Source organism: uncultured Stenotrophomonas sp., assembly GCF_945952405.1.
GTDB lineage: Bacteria > Pseudomonadota > Gammaproteobacteria > Xanthomonadales > Xanthomonadaceae > Stenotrophomonas.
On record NZ_CAMFIA010000005.1, the window covers coordinates 87,116 to 104,312 of the forward strand.

Annotated in this window: 18 protein-coding genes; 11 read left to right on the forward strand and 7 right to left on the reverse strand. The window is 67.9% G+C overall.

The features are described 5' to 3' along the window. Positions 1-53 precede the first annotated feature (53 nt). Positions 54-209, forward strand: a complete 156-nt coding sequence (locus Q0P60_RS06850) for a DUF1328 domain-containing protein (RefSeq protein ID WP_049429804.1) — start codon at positions 54-56, stop codon at positions 207-209. 179 nt (positions 210-388) lie between these two features. Here the strand turns inward: Q0P60_RS06850 and ddlA are convergent, their stop codons facing one another. After that, a complete protein-coding gene (gene ddlA, locus Q0P60_RS06855; RefSeq protein WP_294990137.1) occupies positions 389-1,474 on the reverse strand; it encodes a D-alanine--D-alanine ligase in 1,086 nt (361 codons plus the stop codon). Between the two features lie 213 nt (positions 1,475-1,687). On the opposite strand from ddlA, the gene Q0P60_RS06860 reads away from it, so the two are divergent. The 4 genes from Q0P60_RS06860 (at position 1,688) to Q0P60_RS06875 (ending at position 5,385) form a co-directional block, all read left to right on the forward strand. Then, positions 1,688-2,323: an SCP2 sterol-binding domain-containing protein gene (locus Q0P60_RS06860; protein ID WP_294990140.1), complete on the forward strand. Its 636-nt coding sequence runs from the start codon at positions 1,688-1,690 to the stop codon at positions 2,321-2,323. After that, a complete protein-coding gene (gene ubiB, locus Q0P60_RS06865; RefSeq protein WP_294990143.1) occupies positions 2,320-3,975 on the forward strand; it encodes a ubiquinone biosynthesis regulatory protein kinase UbiB in 1,656 nt (551 codons plus the stop codon). Before Q0P60_RS06860 ends, ubiB begins: the two co-directional genes overlap by 4 nt. Next, entirely contained in the window at positions 3,963-4,559 is a 597-nt protein-coding gene (locus Q0P60_RS06870; RefSeq protein ID WP_294990146.1) for an O-methyltransferase, read from the forward strand. The genes ubiB and Q0P60_RS06870 overlap by 13 nt, the downstream gene beginning before the upstream one ends. An 85-nt stretch (positions 4,560-4,644) precedes the next feature. Further along, entirely contained in the window at positions 4,645-5,385 is a 741-nt protein-coding gene (locus tag Q0P60_RS06875; protein WP_294990149.1) for a pseudouridine synthase, read from the forward strand. Positions 5,386-5,436: 51 nt separating this feature from the next. On the opposite strand, the gene Q0P60_RS06880 is transcribed toward Q0P60_RS06875, so the two are convergent. Together Q0P60_RS06880 and Q0P60_RS06885 are read right to left on the reverse strand one after the other, a co-directional pair. After that, positions 5,437-5,985, reverse strand: a complete 549-nt coding sequence (locus tag Q0P60_RS06880) for a DUF2059 domain-containing protein (protein ID WP_294990152.1) — start codon at positions 5,983-5,985, stop codon at positions 5,437-5,439. Between the two features lie 106 nt (positions 5,986-6,091). Then, positions 6,092-6,619, reverse strand: coding sequence for a DUF2059 domain-containing protein (locus Q0P60_RS06885; protein ID WP_010487093.1), 528 nt, complete (start codon positions 6,617-6,619; stop codon positions 6,092-6,094). A 133-nt stretch (positions 6,620-6,752) separates the two neighbouring features. Here Q0P60_RS06885 and arfB point away from each other — a divergent pair, with 133 nt between their 5' ends. From arfB to dcp, 3 genes are all read left to right on the forward strand, one after another. Continuing rightward, positions 6,753-7,184, forward strand: coding sequence for an alternative ribosome rescue aminoacyl-tRNA hydrolase ArfB (gene arfB, locus Q0P60_RS06890; RefSeq protein ID WP_005420755.1), 432 nt, complete (start codon positions 6,753-6,755; stop codon positions 7,182-7,184). A gap of 4 nt (positions 7,185-7,188) precedes the next feature. Further along, a complete protein-coding gene (locus tag Q0P60_RS06895; RefSeq protein ID WP_099606050.1) occupies positions 7,189-7,791 on the forward strand; it encodes a lysophospholipid acyltransferase family protein in 603 nt (200 codons plus the stop codon). A 111-nt stretch (positions 7,792-7,902) separates the two neighbouring features. Beyond that, a complete protein-coding gene (dcp, locus tag Q0P60_RS06900) occupies positions 7,903-10,059 on the forward strand; it encodes a peptidyl-dipeptidase Dcp (protein ID WP_294990160.1) in 2,157 nt (718 codons plus the stop codon). A 132-nt stretch (positions 10,060-10,191) separates the two neighbouring features. On the opposite strand, the gene Q0P60_RS06905 is transcribed toward dcp, so the two are convergent. Further along, positions 10,192-10,638: a 3-dehydroquinate dehydratase gene (locus Q0P60_RS06905; RefSeq protein ID WP_004153636.1), complete on the reverse strand. Its 447-nt coding sequence runs from the start codon at positions 10,636-10,638 to the stop codon at positions 10,192-10,194. A 3-nt stretch (positions 10,639-10,641) separates the two neighbouring features. Further along, on the reverse strand, positions 10,642-11,043 hold the full coding sequence (locus Q0P60_RS06910; RefSeq protein ID WP_294990165.1) for a hypothetical protein: 402 nt from the start codon (positions 11,041-11,043) through the stop codon (positions 10,642-10,644). A gap of 226 nt (positions 11,044-11,269) precedes the next feature. On the opposite strand from Q0P60_RS06910, the gene lepB reads away from it, so the two are divergent. Both lepB and Q0P60_RS06920 read left to right on the forward strand, forming a co-directional pair. Continuing rightward, positions 11,270-11,896, forward strand: a complete 627-nt coding sequence (gene lepB / locus Q0P60_RS06915) for a signal peptidase I (protein WP_294990168.1) — start codon at positions 11,270-11,272, stop codon at positions 11,894-11,896. A gap of 124 nt (positions 11,897-12,020) precedes the next feature. Continuing rightward, positions 12,021-13,277, forward strand: a complete 1,257-nt coding sequence (locus tag Q0P60_RS06920) for an MFS transporter (RefSeq protein ID WP_294990172.1) — start codon at positions 12,021-12,023, stop codon at positions 13,275-13,277. Positions 13,278-13,370: 93 nt separating this feature from the next. On the opposite strand, the gene Q0P60_RS06925 is transcribed toward Q0P60_RS06920, so the two are convergent. Continuing rightward, positions 13,371-14,279, reverse strand: a complete 909-nt coding sequence (locus tag Q0P60_RS06925) for a LysR family transcriptional regulator (protein WP_294990175.1) — start codon at positions 14,277-14,279, stop codon at positions 13,371-13,373. Between the two features lie 159 nt (positions 14,280-14,438). Continuing rightward, positions 14,439-15,407, reverse strand: a complete 969-nt coding sequence (locus Q0P60_RS06930) for a LysR family transcriptional regulator (protein ID WP_294990178.1) — start codon at positions 15,405-15,407, stop codon at positions 14,439-14,441. A gap of 110 nt (positions 15,408-15,517) precedes the next feature. On the opposite strand from Q0P60_RS06930, the gene aceB reads away from it, so the two are divergent. Beyond that, on the forward strand, positions 15,518-17,155 hold the full coding sequence (gene aceB / locus Q0P60_RS06935) for a malate synthase A (protein WP_294990181.1): 1,638 nt from the start codon (positions 15,518-15,520) through the stop codon (positions 17,153-17,155). The last annotated feature ends 42 nt before the right edge of the window (positions 17,156-17,197 follow it).

Here is a 17,197-nt window from a genome sequence, read left to right on the forward strand (position 1 = left end):
TCGGGAGGATGGACCCACGCCATCCAACGGCCCGGACATCTGCGAGGAGCGCCATGCTGCATTACGCCGTCATCTTTTTCGTCATCGCCATCATCGCCGCCGTGCTCGGCTTCTCCGGCATCGCCGGCGCCGCCAGCAACATCGCCTGGATCCTGTTCGTGATCTTCCTGGTGCTGGCGGTGATCTCGATGTTCCGCAAGCGCGGCTAGAAAAACCCGGAACAGTGCCGGCCCGGTGGCCGGCACTGTGCTGCCGGTAGATGCCGACCTTGGTCGGCCATGTTCCCCGATCGTTGCCGACCGTTGCCCGGCCTTGTTTCCCCCGGTGGGTGATGTTCCCCGGTGGGTGCCGGCCGTTGGTCGGCACAGCGACCCGGCAGAACCCGGCCCTACAGAAGCGAACGATCCGCCGCGTGGCGCTGCTGTGCCAGTTCGATCAGGCGGGTGATCAGCGTGGTGTAGTCCACGCCGCTGGCTCCCCACAACTTCGGGTACATGCTGATCCGGGTGAAGCCCGGCAGCGTATTGACCTCGTTGATGACGATCTCGCCGCCTGCAGTGAGGAACACGTCCACCCGCGCCATGCCCGCGCACTCCAGCACCTGGTAGGCCTGCAACGCGACCTGCTGGATCCGGGCCTGGGTGGCCGCATCGATATCCGCCGGCACTACCACCTCGGCGCCATCGGCGTTGATGTACTTGGTGTCGTAGGCGTAGAACTCGTCGTGCAGCACCACTTCGCCACACACGCTGGCCTGTGGCTGCTCGTTGCCCAGCACCGCGCACTCGATCTCGCGGCCGACTACCGCCGATTCCACCAGCACCTTGTGGTCGTAGCGAAGCGCCAGCTCCAGCGCCGCGGCAAAACCGGCCGCGTCCTTGACCTTGCTCACGCCCACCGAAGAACCCTGGTTGGCCGGTTTCACGAACAGCGGCAGGCCGAGCTGCGCGATCACCGCATCGGCCTCGACCGCCGCTGCCTGGTGGCGGCGGATGCACAGCCACGGTGCCACCTGCAGCCCGGCATCGCGCAGCAGGCGCTTGGTCACGTCCTTGTCCATGGCCACCGCCGAGCCCAGCACCGGTGAACCGACAAAGGGCAGGTTGGCCATGCGCAGCAGGCCCTGCAGCGCGCCATCCTCACCCAGCGGCCCATGCACGATCGGCAGCACCACATCGATCTGGCCGAGCCCAGCGGCTGCGTCGGACGGCTGCAGCTGCGCCTGCTCGGCACCCGGGCGCACCGCCAGCGAGGTGCCGGAACGATGCAGCGCGATGCGCGAGGGATCATCGGCGTTGATCAGGAAGGTATCCGGCTGGCTCAGGTGCCATTGCCCCTGCTTGTCGATGCCGACCAGCACCGGCTCGAAGCGCTCCTTGTCGAGTGCGTCGAGGATGTTCTTCGCCGACTGCAGTGAAACTTCGTGCTCGGAGGACTTGCCGCCGAAGATGATGCCGACCCGGGTCCGTGCCATGGGAATTGCAGTGTCCTGTGCGTTGCGTGGCCGTACAGCATGAACCTTCCATTGCCGCTCAGGTGAGGCACAGATGAACCACCGGACCCACCTCGCCTCCCCCACGGGAAGCCGGCGTTTGATGTTGATCTTGCCGGCCAGAGGCCGGTGCCTCTGCGGGTGCCGGGCGGCGGCCCGGCCCAAGCCTGCCATCCACGCAGGTAGAATGGGCACATGGCTCTTTCCCTGCTCAAGTCCCTCAAGCCGGTCGCTGGCCGTGCCCTGCAGATCGCCCTGAACCGCGCGCTGGCGCTGGATCCGGATACCCGCCATGCGCTGGCCAGCCTCGATGGCCGGCATATCGACCTGACCCTGGATGCGCCCTCGTTGGCCATGCGCATCAGCGTTGACGGCGAGCAGCTGCGGGTGGGCCCGGTGGACGCGCAGGAAGCCGACCTGGCCGTGCGCAGCAGCCTGGCCGGCGTGCTGGCGCAGCTGCCGTTGCTGGCCAACGCGCGCCGTGGCGACAGCAACGGCAAGGGCCGCGTGCGCGTGGCCGGTGACGCCGAACTGGCGCGCCGCCTGCAGCAGCTGGCCAAGGGCTTCGACCCGGACTGGCAGCAGCCGTTCGTCAGCGTGTTCGGTGAAGTGCTGGGCGTGCAGGTCGCCAACACCCTGCGCAGCGCCCTGCAGCATGCGCGCCAAGGGGCGATCGACCTTGCCCACAGCGCTGCCGAATTCATCACCGAGGAATCGCGCGATGTGGTGCCGCGTGCCGAACTGGATGCGTTCCACGACGACGTGGATGTGCTGCGTGATGACGTCGAGCGCCTCGGCGCACGCGTGCAGCGCCTGCGGGGTGCCGCATGAAGGCCGTGCTGCGGGCCAGCCGCATTGGCCGGGTGATCCTGCGCTACCGCCTCGACGACCTGCTGCAGGGCACGCCGGCCGAGCGCTGGCTGCGCCTGGCCAAGCCCTTCGTGCCGCGTGCTTCGGCCGGCATCGCCGCACAATCGCGTGGTGCGCGCCTGCGCCTGGCGCTGCAGGATCTCGGCCCGATCTTCGTCAAGTTCGGCCAGATCCTGTCGACCCGCCGCGACCTGGTACCGCCGGACGTGGCCAATGAGCTGACCCTGCTGCAGGACCGGGTCAAGCCGTTCGATGGCGATACCGCGCGCCGCATCGTCGAGGAAGCGCTCGGCCTGCCGGTCAGCGAGGCATTCGCCAGCTTCGACACCGAACCGCTGGCCTCGGCCTCGATCGCCCAGGTGCACGCGGCGACGCTGGCCGACGGCCGCCAGGTGGTGGTCAAGGTGCTGCGCCCCGGTATCGAGAAGCAGATCGACGCCGACATCGCCCTGCTCAATTCGCTGGCGGCGCTGGTCGAGCGCACCCATCCGCGCGCCGACAAGATCCGCCCGCGCGAAGTGGTGGCCGAAGTCGAGAACACCCTGGCGGCCGAGTTGGACCTGCAGCGCGAAGGTGCCAATGCCAGCGTGCTGCGCCGCTTCTGGGAGAACTCCGACGACCTGTACGTGCCGGAAGTGATCTGGAGCCACACCGCCGAGCGCGCGCTGACGCTGGAACGGGTGTGGGGCATCCCCTCCGACGACATCGCCGCGCTGGACCAGGCCGGCATCGACCGCAAGGCACTGGCCGCCAAGGGCGTGCGGGTGTTCTACACCCAGGTGTTCCGCGACAACTTCTTCCACGCCGATGCCCATGCCGGCAACATCTGGGTCGACACCGATCCGGCGCGCCGTGCCAACCCGCGCTTCATCGCGCTGGACTTCGGCATCATGGGCCAGCTCTCGCAGGAAGATCAGTACTACCTGGCCGAGAACTTCATGGCCATCTTCAACCGCGATTACCGCCGCATCGCCGAGCTGCACGTGCAGGCGCGCTGGATGCCCGACCACGTGCGCATCGACGATCTGGAAGCGGCGGTACGTTCGGTGTGCGAGCCGTACTTCACCCGTCCGCTGTCGCAGATCTCGCTGGCCGAAGTGCTGATGAAGCTGTTCCGCGTGGCGCAGCGCTACCAGCTGACCCTGCAGCCGCAGCTGATCCTGCTGCAGAAGACCCTGCTGAACATCGAAGGTGTCGGCCGCCAGCTGGATCCGCAGATCGACATCTGGGCGGTGGCCAAGCCGGTGCTGGCGAAGATCCTGCGCGAGCGCTACAGCCCGCGCCGGGTGGTGCGCGAGCTCGGCAAGCGCCTGCCGGAAATCATGACCCATGCACCGGACATGCCGCGCCTGGTCCACGCCTGGCTGACCCAGCAGGTGGAAGGCCGCCACGAGCTGGCGATGCGCTCGCGCGACCTGGTGGCGCTCGACGCCAGCCTGCAGCGGCTGCAGAAGCGCGCGGTGGGTGCGATCACCGGGGTCGGCCTGCTGGCCATTGCCGCGCTGATGTATGTCGTGCAGCCACCGGGCTGGTACTGGGGCGATCTGCCGATGTGGAGCTGGCTGTCCGGTGCGGTGGGCGTGGTGGCGCTGCTCCGCGCATGGTGGAAGTAGATCCCGTGCTGCAGGCGCTGAAGGACGAGCTGGCCCGCTTCGGCGCCGACAACGACGCACGCGAGAGTGAGCGCGATCGCCGCATGCTCAACATCACGGCCGATACCGGCGAATTCCTGTCGGTGCTGGTGCGCTTCGGCCAGGCACGGCGGGTGCTGGAAATCGGTACGTCCAACGGCTACTCGACGCTGTGGCTGGCCGAGGCCGCCGCCGCCATCGATGGCCATGTGACCACGCTGGAGTACGCCGAAGACAAGGTCGCGATGGCGCGCGCCACGTTCGCGCGCAGTGGGCTGGGCGCCCACATCACGCTGGTCCACGCCGATGCCGGGCCGTGGCTGCTGCAGGCCGCCGACGCCAGCATCGACCTGCTGTTCCTCGATTCGGACCGCGGGCAGTACGCAGGCTGGTGGCCGCAGCTGCGGCGCGTGCTGCGCCCGGGCGGGCTGCTGGTGGTGGACAACGCCACCTCGCACGCCACGCAGATGGCACCGCTGCGCGCGTTGCTGGATGCCGATCCGGCCTTCGATACCAGCCTGGTACCGGTGGGCAACGGCGAGCTGCTGGCGGTGCGCAACGCCTGACGGGTGCCGGCCCGACATGGGGTCAGATCCTTTTTCCACAGGAAAAGGGATCTGACCCCGATCAGGGCACCCGTATAATCCTGCGGTGAGTACCGAACCTGACACCCTCGCCGCGGTCGAGACCGAAACCGCGCCCCTGCAGCTGCTGCATCTGGATGAGCGCCTGGCCGTGGTCAACAAGCCCGCCGGGCTGATGGTCCACGACAGCAAGCTGGCCCGTGGCGAAGACGACTTCCTGGCCGACCGCCTGCGCGAGCAGCTGGGCCGCCCGATCTTCCTCGTGCATCGCCTGGACCGGGCGACCAGCGGCTGCCTGCTGCTGGCCTTCGACCGCGACAGCGCCAGCGCGCTGGGCAAGGCGCTGATGGGAGGCGAAGTGGCCAAGGACTACCTGACCGTCTGCCGCGGCTGGCCGGCCGAGCTGTCCTGGCGGGTCGACCACGACCTCGACGGAGGCCCGGGCAAGCCGGTGAAGAAGCCGGCGATCACCGACTTCCAGCGCCTGGCTACCGGCGAGCTGGCGGTGCCGGTCGGCGAGTTCACCCGCTCGCGTTATGCACTGCTGCGCTGCCAGCCGCAGACCGGGCGCTTCCGGCAGATCCGCCGGCATCTCAAGCACCTTTCGCACCACATGATCGGCGACACCAGCCACGGCGATGGCCGCCACAACCGCATCTTCCGCATGCAGGGCGTGCACCGCATGCTGCTGCACGCCGAGCGGCTGCGCTTCCCGCATCCGGACGGTGGCACGGTGGATGTAAGCGCGCCGCTGGACCGTGAGTTCCTGAAGGCGCTGGATCTGTTCGGCTGGAGCCCGGACCTGTAGCGCCGAGCCCACGCTCGGCTGCGCTTGCCGGCCGCGCACCGCGCGCGGGCGTCATTTGTCCTGCGCGGGTTCCTTCAGCAGTGCAGCCTCCAGCAGCACGGCCTGCAGCCGCTTCTGCATGTCGGCCATCAACGGCTGCAACCGGGCGATGTTCAACTCCATGGACTTCTGCATCAGTGCCGGGGTCTTGTCGAGCATGGCGTGGCCGATCGGGCTCTCGTAGAACGCCGATATGGCGAGGATCTCCTCGCGGCTGAACGCGTCCCGGTAGAGATCGACATACATCGGGCGCACTTCCTTCCAGGCCATTGCGCGGGTGACCGTATCGACGTTCGTTGCCTGGAAGCGGCGGATGAGTTCCAGCTGCTGCGGCATGAAGTCGAGCCCCGAGAGCTGCTGTTCCACCTGCTGCTGCTGTGCGGCAAGCAGCTGCGGCAGGACCGAGTTGATCATGGCCTCCGCACGCGAGGCGGTCAGCAGGCGATCCACGTCGGCTTCCGAGGCGGGGGTGGCGAACACGGGGGAGGCTGCCAGCAGCATCGTCATCGCGATGACGAGGCGGTGCCGCGATCGGCGCTGGCCGGTGAGGAAACGGATCATGCGGAGCGTCCTGCAGTACATGGGAACGCGAGCATAGCGGCATTCGCCCGGATTGGGATCAGACCCCTTTCCGGTCAGGAAAGGGATCCGGCCGCAGCTAACCGTCCTACTTCTTTTCCGGCTCGTTGACGATCGCTTCCAGGTCCTTCTGCAGGTCCGCGAACAGCGGCTGCATGCGGGCCTGGATCGCCACCATCACGTTCTGCATCAGGGCCGGGGTCTTGTCCAGCAGGCTCTGGCCGGCGGCGCTCTCGTAGAACTCGGCCATCGCCAGCACGTCTTCCTTGCTGAAGGTCTTCTTGTACAGGTCCACGTACATCGGCCGCAGCTGCTGCCACGACAACGCCTGGCGCAGGGTCTGGCTGGTCCGCGCCTGGATCCGCTTCAGCTGCTCCTGCTGCTGGGCATTGAGCTGGCGCTGGGCGGCCACCTGCTGGAACTGCTGCTGCTGCATCGCCTCGATCTGCGGCAGCATGGTGTCGATCATGCTCTGCGCGCGCGAGGCCGACAGCAGGCGGTTGATGTCGCCGTCGGTCGGCGGCGCAGCCAGGGCCGGAACGCTGGCCACGGCCAGCGCCAGCAGCAGGGCGGCGCGGCGCAGCAGGGACGGCAGGGCGGGTGCGGTGCGGGTCATGCGGGCTTCCTGCGGTACATGGGACGGCCAGCATACCCGCAGCCAAGGCGAAGGCGGCGTGTTCGGCACCTGATCGGCGGCATACGGCGCGAGATGCCGCACTCCGGTGCGTGGCTGCCGCTACAATGCGCGGATGGGCAGTGGACCGGTCACCATCAGCGCGCAGCTTGAAATCCCCGACGGCGAGATCGTCGAGCGGTTCGTGCGTGCCAGCGGTGCTGGCGGCCAGAACGTCAACAAGGTCTCCACCGCGGTGGAACTACGTTTCGACGTGGCCAACTCGCCCTCGTTGCCCGAACCGTTGCGTGCGCGCCTGCTGGCGCGGCGCGACCGGCGCATGACCGGCGAAGGCGTGCTGGTCATCGACGCGCAACGTTTCCGTACCCAGGATCGCAATCGCGAGGATGCGCGCGAGCGGCTGGCGGCCTTCATCCAGGCCGGGCTGAGCGTGCCCAAACCGCGCAAGGCCACCAAGCCGACCCTCGGGTCGAAACTGCGTCGTCTGGACGCCAAACGCGGGCGCGCACAGATCAAGCGTGGGCGCTCATCACGTGACTGGGAGTGATTGCTTGAACAACCCGACTCCGTTGCTGCCGGCCGTACCGCCGCAGATGCCGCAGGTCAAACCCAACGCCTTCCTGCGCTGGCTGGCGCGCTGCACCCTGCGTATGGGGGGCTGGAAGGTGACCGGCACCCTGCCTGACATCCCCCGGCTGGTCTTCATCATCGCCCCGCACTCGTCCAACTGGGACGGCCTGTGGGGCATGGCGGCCAAGATCGCGCTGGGCATGAAGGTGAAGGTACTGGGCAAGGCTTCGCTGTTCTGGTGGCCGCTGGGCCCGCTGCTGCACAAGCTGGGCGTGATCCCGCTGGACCGCAGTTCGCCGCAGGGCACCGTCGGCCAGGCCGTGGACCTGCTGCGCAACAACGAGAAGATGTGGTTCGCGATCACGCCCGAGGGCACCCGCAAGGCCGTGAAGGACTGGAAGGCCGGCTTCCTGAAGATCGCGCGGATGGCCGACGTGCCGATCCTGGCCGCGTATTTCCATTACCCGGAAAAGACCATCGGCATCGGCCCGCTGTTCACGCCGAGCGGCGACGACGTGGCCGACATGGCTGCCATCCGCGAGTTCTACCGGCCGTGGATCGGCAAGACCCGCGGCACGGTCTGAAGCGGCCGCAGGCCGCCGCATAGACGCCACGTCCGGCACATGCCGGGCGAGCGCGACAGGAGTAGGGTGGAGGGCTGGTATTCCGTACCGTCTGCCCAAGGAGCGTTTTACATGTCGCGTACCGTAGTCCTGGCCGCCGCCATCAGCCTGGCGCTGGCGGCCTGTTCCGGCAAGGAGTCCACCCCCGTGTCCGAAGCCCAGAAAGCCCCGGCCCAGCAGCCGGCCGAAGCCTCGACCAACCCGCTGCTGAGCGCCAGCACGCTGCCGTTCCAGGCGCCGCAGTTCGACAAGATCAAGGACAGCGACTACCTGCCGGCCTTCGAGGAAGGCATGCGCCAGCACCTGGCCGACGTGCGCAAGATCGCCGACAGCAGCGAACCGGCCACCTTCGACAACACCATCGTGGCGATGGAGCGCAGCGGCGAGACCCTGAACCGCGTGTCGCGCATCTTCTTCGGCCTGGTCCAGGCCGATACCAACGATGCACGCCAGAAGATCCAGGAAGAAGTAGCGCCGAAGCTGGCCGCGCACCAGGACGAGATCAACCTCGATCCGAAGCTGTTCGCGCGTGTGAAGTCGCTGTACGACCAGCGTGACACGCTGGAGCTGGATCCGGTGCAGAAGCGCCTGGTCGAGCATTACTACGACGGCCTGGTGCGCGCCGGTGCGCAGCTGTCCGACGCCGACAAGGCGACCCTGCGCAAACTCAACGTGGAAGAGACCACCCTCTCCACCCAGTTCCACACCCGCCTGGTGGCCGCCACCGCCGCCGCCGCCGTTGTCGTCGATGACAAGGCCAAGCTGGCCGGCCTGGACGAAGATGCGATCAACAACGCTGCGGCCGCTGCCAAGGACCGCAAGCTGGATGGCAAGTTCCTGCTGCCGCTGCAGAACACCACCCAGCAGCCGGTACTCGGCTCGCTGAGCGACCGCGACCAGCGCGCCGCCGTGCTGAAGGCTTCGGAAACCCGCGCCGAGCGTGGCGATGCCAACGATACCCGGCAGACCGTGCAGCGCCTGGCCCAGCTGCGTGCGCAGAAGGCCAAGCTGCTCGGCTTCGACACCTTCGCCGACTACCAGCTGGGCGACCAGATGGCCAAGACCCCGGCCACCGCGCTCAAGCTGCTGACCGACACCGTGCCGGCCGCCACCGCCAAGGCCCGTGCCGAAGCCGGCGAGATCCAGAAGGTGATCGACGCGCAGAAGGGCGGGTTCCAGGTGGCCGCGTCGGACTGGGACTTCTATGCCGAGCAGGTGCGCAAGGCCAAGTACGACCTGGACGAGTCGCAGATCAAGCCGTATTTCGAACTGGACAACGTGCTGCAGAACGGCGTCTTCTACGCCGCCACCCAGCTGTACGGCATCACCTTCAAGCCGCGTAACGACATTCCGACCTACAACCCGGACATGAAGGTGTACGAAGTGTTCGACAAGGACGGCACTTCGCTGGCCCTGTTCTACACCGACTACTTCAAGCGTGACAGCAAGTCCGGCGGCGCCTGGATGGACGTGTTCGTCGAGCAGGACGGCCTGACCGGTGCCAAGCCGGTGGTCTACAACGTCTGCAACTTCACCAAGCCGGCCGCCGGCCAGCCTGCGCTGATCAGCTTCGACGACGTCACCACCATGTTCCATGAGTTCGGCCATGCGCTGCACGGCATGTTCTCGAACGTGAAGTACCCGTCGATCGCCGGTACCGCCACCTCGCGTGACTTCGTCGAGTTCCCGTCGCAGTTCAACGAGCACTGGGCGCTGGACCCGAAGGTATTCGCCCACTACGCCAAGCACTACAAGACCGGCGAGGCGATGCCGCAGGAACTGGTCGACAAGATCCTCAAGGCGCGCAGCTTCAACCAGGGCTATGCCACCACCGAGTACCTGTCGGCCGCGCTGCTGGATCTGGCCTGGCACACGCAGAAGGCCGATGCGCCGCTGCAGGATGTCGGTGCGTTTGAAGCCAGCGCACTGAAGAAGTTCAAGGTCGACCTGCCGCAGGTGCCGCCGCGTTACCGCACCACCTACTTCGACCACATCTGGGGCGGTGGCTATTCGGCCGGTTACTACGCCTACTTCTGGGCGGAGGTGCTCGACCACGATGCCTACCAGTGGTTCACCGAGCACGGTGGCCTGACGGCCGCCAACGGCCAGGAGTTCCGCGACAAGATCCTCTCGCGCGGCAACAGCGTGGAGCTGTCGACCCTGTACCGCGATTTCCGCGGCAAGGATCCGTCGGTGGAACCGCTGCTGAAGTTCCGCGGGCTGAAGTAACGAAGATGAAAACGGCGGGGGAAACCCCGCCGTTTTTCATTCTGTCTGTCTGTAGAGCCGAGCCCATGCTCGGCTGATGCGCCCCGCCCCCGCCAGCGCCAGCCGAGCATGGCCCGGCTCTACAGAAGCGGGTCACGTCCCCACGTGCACGCGGTTGGCCTGCTCGGCCAGGCCAAGGTGATCCAGCGCGATGTCCAGCGCCAGCACGTAGCTCTGCGCGCCATACCCGGCGGCAATGCCCAGGCGCTGGCCGACGCCGGCCGGCAGGCACGGTTCGGCCACCGCACCGTCGTCATGCACTTCCACGTAGGCGTTGTGCAGGTAGGGCAGCAGGCGCTGCAGGCGCAGGCTGTTGGCGCACGCGCCGGGATCGAGCAGCGTCACCTCGCCACGGCTGTGGTCGGCCACGCGCAGCGCATCCAGCAGTTCCTGTTCCGAACCGCAGGCACGGATCGCGACGCTGGTGCCGGCATCGATCGCACGATGCACCAGCGACTTCAGCACCGGTGCCGGCAGCGGCATCGCGGTACGGATCAGCGCACCGGCCGCTTCCGGGCCGCGGATGATGAAGATCGACATGGCTCAGCCCTCCTGCGCCAGGCGGCGGCCGACGATGGCCAGCGACAGCGGATAGCCGGCCTGCTGGCTGCGCTGGTCAACCACCACGGCCGCCGGGCCGTGCTGCAGGCGCAGGCGCGCCTCCAGGCCGGGTTCGCTGGGGGCCTGCAGCTCGATGTACTGCGCCGGCAGCCGTTCCAGCGCCGCCTGCAACGCGCCGCCCTCGGCCTGCCATTGCGCCTCGTCGGCGGCACCGACATCCAGCAGCACCCAGTCGGCCGAGTGCGCCTGCGGCTGGCACAGGCACTGGCGTACTTCGGACAGGCTGGCGCAGTCGCTGCACAGCACGCGGTGGCCGGACAGCTGCGCCGGCAGCTGCGGGCGCGGCGCCGACGGAGACGCGTGGCGGATCACCAGGAGGGTCATACAACACCTTGCGGAATGCGCCCTGTGGCGCGGTGGGCACACGATGCGCGCGCGGGCCGTAAAGGTGCGATGCCCGCCCCCCGCGGCCGGCGTAAAAGCTGCGTAATGCTTCGATAGGCCTGCTCTTGTGGAGCCGAGCATGGGCTCGGCTCTACAGGATCCAGGTGCGGGAACCTCCTGCGCCAGGATGTGGTCTGATAGCGCTACTACCTGTTCGGAGCCTGCCATGGATGCTGTTGCCCGCCCCCCCTTCGCCGAACGCGCACTGGCCTGGCTGAAGAAGGAGGCATTGCCGCTGCTGGTGATGCTTGGCCTGCTCGCCGCTGCCCGCGATACCCTCGCCAACCACTACGTGGTGCCCAGTGGTTCGATGCAGCCGACCCTGCAACCCGGTGACCGGGTGGTGGTGGACATGCGCGCCTACGGCCTGCGGCTACCGTTCACCCACCACGAACTGATGGCAACCGGTACCCCGCAGCGCGGCGAAGTGGCGGTGTTCGATTCACCGGCCGACGGCACCCGCCTGATCAAGCGCGTGGTGGCGGTGGCCGGTGACCACGTGCAGCTGCACGAGGGCCACCTGAGCATCAACGGCCAGCCGTTGCAGATTGCCGACCTGCAGGACGTGGAGGCCTTCGGCCAGCGCCGTGCCAGCCTCGATCTGGACATGGGCGGTGGCCCGGACATCGCCGATCTGGTGGTGCCGGCCGGCAAGGTGCTGGTGCTGGGAGACCATCGCGGCAACAGCTTCGACGGCCGCTTCTTCGGCTTCGTCGACGCCGGCAAGGTCTATGGCCGCGCAGTGGCGGTGTATTACCGCCGCGGCGACGGTTTCGAGTGGCAGCGCCTGTAACCTGAATTGATACGTTTCACGTATCGATCCTGACCTATCGGGTTATGGATCGACTGGATGGGCGGGCCTAGTCTGGGGCCCGTTCCCTCCCACGCCCGGCCGCCCCCAACGGCCCATCGATCCCATGACTGGCGAAACCGCGGCGGCCATCGAGCGCCGCCCTGCTACTGTCGAGCCCGGCACCGAGACCCGCATCCAGCAGGGCACGCCGGCCTTCCGCCGCACCGCGCTGGCGCTGTTCCTGGCCGGCTTCTCCACCTTCGGCCTGCTGTACACCGTGCAGCCGCTGCTGCCGGAATTCAGCCGTCACTTCGGGGTCTCCGCTGCCGGCAGTGCGATGTCGCTGTCGTTGACCACCGGCACCCTGGCCGTGGCGATGCTGTTGGCCGGCCTGCTCTCCGACGCGGTCGGCCGCCGGCCGTTGATGATCGCGGCCTTGCTGGCCTCAGCGATGTTGTCACTGTGCACGGCACTGGTGGATGACTGGGCCACGCTGCTGGTGCTGCGCACCCTGCTGGGCCTGGCGCTGAGCGGCGTGCCGGCGGTGGCAATGACCTACCTGGTGGAGGAGATGGACAGCCGCGCGCTGGGCTTGGCGATGGGCCTGTACATCGGGGGCAACGCCATCGGTGGCATGAGCGGGCGCCTGCTGGCCGGCATCATCGCCGACCACTGGGGCTGGCGCTGGGGCATCGGCGTGGTCTCGATCATCGCCATCGCCAGCACCGTGCTGTTGTGGCTGCAGCTGCCGCACTCGCGCCATTTCCATGCCCGCCGCGGCGGCCTGCGGGAATTGCCGTCGCGCTGGCGCCTGCTGTTCGCCGACCCGGGCCTGCCGTGGCTGTTCGCCACCTCGTTCGTGCTGATGGGCGTGTTCGTCACCCTCTACAACTATCTCGGCTACCACCTGCTGGCGCCGCCCTACCACCTCAGCCAGACCGTGGTCGGGCTGATCTTCAGCGTGTACCTGGTGGGTACCTTCAGCTCGGCGTGGATGGGCCAGCAGGCCACGCGCCATGGCCGCGGCCGCATCCTGTCGATCTCGTTCGCGCTGATCGCTGCGGGCATCGCGCTGCTGGCGATGCCGTGGCTGGGCACGATGGCGGTGGGCATCGCACTGGTCACCTTCGGCTTCTTCGGTGGGCATTCGGTGGCCAGCAGCTGGGTCGGCAGCCGCGCCGGCGCGATGCGCGCCGAAGCTTCGGCGCTGTACCTGTTCGCCTATTACCTGGGGTCCAGTGTGCTGGGTGGCGTAGGCGGGCTGGCCTATGCGGCGTGGGACTGGCTGGGCGTGTGCCTGTTTGCCGCCGTGTTGACCCTGATCGGGGGTGGCATCGTCTGGGCGCTGCAGCAGCGTGCGCCGCAGCCGGTCACCGCGTGATCCAACGCGTACGGTAGGGCCGGCCGCTGGCCGGCAACTCTGCTTGGGTCAGCATGCCGGCCAGCGGCCGGCACTACCGGGTTGGTTGCACGCTCACCCTTCGGCAAACGCCTCGCGCAGCAGCCCGGCGAAATTGCGGATCAGCGGCGTGACGCCTTCGCGATGCCACGCCAGCTGTACCTCCGAATGTGCGCCGGCATCGGCCAGCGCCACGAAGCGCGCACCTTCCACCCGGATGTGGTCGCACGACGAAGGCAGGATCGCCGCGCCCAGACCTGCGGCCGCGAGGCTGATCAGGGTCGAGGCTTCGCCGGCCTCCTGCACGATGCGCGGGGTGAAGCCGGCCGCCGCGCACAGCGCGATCATGTGGTCATGGATGCCGGCGCCCGCGGTGCGGCGGAAGGCGACGAACGGCTCCTGCGCGAAGTCGCGCAGCGACAGCGTGCCCTGCTTCGAGAGCCTGCGCAGGGCAGGGTGGCCGGCATGCACGATCAACGCCAGCGGATCGACGAACAGGCTGTGCGCGACCAGCTCCGGCGGCAAGGCGCGCTTGCGGATGATGCCCACGTCCAGGCTGCCATCGAGCAGGGCATCGATCTGCTGCAGGGTGTTCATCTCGCTCAGCTGCAGCCGCACCTGCGGATAGCGCTGGCGGTACTGCAGGATCGAACGCGGTATCTGCGGAGACAGCGGCGTGGCCCGGGTCAAGCCGATGCGCAGCTCGCCCTGCTCGCCGCGCTGCGCGCGCTGCACCTCGTCCACCGCCGCTTCCACCTGCAGCACGATCGAGCGCGCGCGCGCCTGCAGCAGCTCGCCTGCGGGCGTCAGCTGCACGCGACGATGGCTGCGCACGAACAGGCGCGCACCGAGCAGTGCTTCCAGCTGGCGGATCTGCTGGCTGAGCGGCGGCTGCGACATGCCCAGCCGCTCGGCGGCCTGGCCGAAGTGCAGCGTATCGGCAACGGCAAGGAAGTAACGCAGGTGGCGGAGTTCGATGGACATGGGGCCAGTCTATCCAGCCCGACGCCCGGAATCGTCATCCACGCATGGCGTGGATCTACCGTGTCGACCAAGGTCGACACCTCGCCAACCCACGGATAGCCGGCTTCTGCTGTTGCTTCAGCTTCGGCAGGTGCAGGGCGCAGCCCTGCCGTAACCCCTTCAGCGCTCCGAATGCCCGCTCTGGTCGTAGTCGCGCGGACTGAACAGCTCCGGCTGGATCAGTTCGATGAACGCCCGTGCCTGCGTCGACAACGCCTTGCCGCGGCGCACGATCACCCCGTAGCTGCGTTCGGGGAACCAGCGCTTCATCGAGCGCGCCGCCAATCGCTCGCGGTCGGCCTCGTTCAGGCACAGCGCCGGCACGATCGAAATGCCCATGCCCATCGCCACGTACTGCTTGATCACTTCCCAGCCGCCCACTTCCAGCGCCACCGTGTAGGCGATGCGGTGGCGCTGGAACACCTGGTCGACCAGGCGGTAGGTGATCTGCCGCTTCGGCGGCAGCACCAGCGGATAGCGCGCGATGTCAGCCAGTTCCAGTTCGCCGCCGCTGGCCAGTGGATGGTCATGCGGCGCGATCAGCACCTGCTCGAAGCGGTAGGCCGGCGCGTAGCTGAGATCGGCGGGCACATCGGTCATCGAGCCGATCGCCAGGTCGGCGGCGTCCTCGCGCAGCAGGTCGGTGCCATCGGCACTGATCGCGTTGTGCAGGGTCAGGCGAACGTCCGGATGGTGCAGGCGGAATCGTTCGACGATCTTCGGCAGCAGGTACAGGATGGTCGAGCTGTTGGCGGCGATGTTCAGCTCGCCCGCGTCCAGGCCGCGCACCTTGTCGCGGAAGCGCGCCTCCAGTCCATCCAGGTTCTCGACCAGGGGCTGCGCCATCTCATACAGCAGCTGGCCCTCGCGGCTGGGCACCAGGCGACGCCCGCTGCGCTCGAACAGCGGCACCCCCAGCTCCCGTTCCAGCGCCTGCAGCTGCAGGCTGATCGCCGGCTGGCTGACGAAAAGTGCCTCAGCCGCCCGTGAGACCGAGCCCAGCCGCACCGTCTGGCAGAACGCGCGCAGGGGCTTCAGCCGGTCGGATTTGTAGGAAAAACGAGGACTTGGCGGCTTGCGTGTGGTCATCGTGTCATAAGTATTAGCACAATTTATGTAGGACATTGCAAAAACTGTTTTGCCAAATACTCGGCCCCGGCGGCACCGTGGAGGCGTTCCCCCACTGCTGGAGTCGCCCCATGTCCGCCGTCGCTTCCGCTGTTCCCACCCCTGCCAGCAAGGCCACTCCCGGCATCGCCCTGGCGACCCGCGTGGCCGGCCAGGACACCCTGCTGCCGGCGCCGCTGCTGGCCCTGCTGGTGTCGCTGCACCGCGCGGTGGAACCGGGGCGGCAGGCACGGCTGCAGGCCCGCCGCGAGCGCCAGGCGTTCTTTGACCAGGGCGGCCTGCCGGACTTCCGCGAGGACACCGCTGCGATCCGCAGCGGCGACTGGCGCGTGGCCCCGTTGCCGGCCGCGCTGCAGGACCGTCGCGTCGAGATCACCGGCCCGACCGACCCCAAGATGGTCATCAACGCGCTGAACTCCGGCGCCAAGGTGTTCATGGCCGACTTCGAGGATTCGACCTCGCCGACCTGGCGCAACCTGCTGGCTGGCCAGCAATCGCTGGCAGCGGCGGTGCGCGGTGACCTCGAGTACACCGCACCGGCCTCCAACGGCAAGGCGGGCAAGCACTACAGCCTGCGTCCCTACGACGAACAGGCGGTGCTGATCGTGCGCCCGCGCGGCTGGCACCTGGACGAGAAGCACGTGCGCATCGACGGCCAGTTCATTGCCGGTGGCCTGTTCGATGCTGCGGTGTTCGCCTTCCACAATGCCCGCACCCTGCAGGCGAAGGATCGTGGCCCGTACTTCTACCTGCCCAAGCTGCAGAGCATGGAAGAGGCGGCGCTGTGGGAGACCGCGCTGTCGCACATCGAGGGCATGCTCGGCCTGCCGCACGGCCAGATCAAGGTGACCGTGCTGATCGAAACGCTGCCGGCGGTGTTCGAGATGGACGAGATCCTGCACGCGCTGCGCGACCGCATCGTCGGCCTGAACTGCGGGCGCTGGGATTACATCTTCTCGTACCTGAAGACCTTCCGCCGCCACGCCGACCGCGTGCTGCCCGAACGTGGCCAGGTGACCATGACCCAGCCGTTCCTGAAGGCCTATTCGGAACGGCTGATCCAGACCTGCCACCGCCGTGGTGCGCATGCGATGGGCGGCATGGCCGCGCAGATCCCGATCAACAACGATGTCGCCGCCAACGAGCAGGCGATGGCCCGCGTGCGCGCCGACAAGCTGCGCGAGGTCAGTGCCGGTCACGATGGCACCTGGGTGGCACACCCGGCACTGATTCCGGTGGCGATGGCGATCTTCGACGAGCACATGCCCGGCGCCAACCAGCACGCGGTGCTGCGCCAGGATGTGCGCGTTGGTCGCGATGAGCTGATCGCGCGCCCGCCGGGCACGATCACCCGCGCCGGCTTTGAAGGCAACGTGGAAGTCTGCGTGCGCTACCTGGCGGCATGGCTGGATGGCAACGGCTGCGTGCCGATCCATCACCTGATGGAGGACGCGGCCACCGCCGAGATCAGCCGCAGCCAGCTGTGGCAGTGGCTGCACACGCCCGGCCAGCAGCTCGATGACGGCACCGCGATCGACCTGGCCCTGCTCGATTCCGCGCTGGCGCAGTTGCCGGCACGGCTGGGCGACACCGCCGCGCTGCCCGGTGGCGCCCGCATCGGCGAAGCCATCGCCCTGCTTGGCGAACTGAGCCGCAGTACCGAACTGACCGATTTCCTGACCCTGCCGGCCTACGCGCGCATCGACTGATCGCCTGCCCGCGTTTCCTGCCGTTTCCCTCCCCGCTGCACG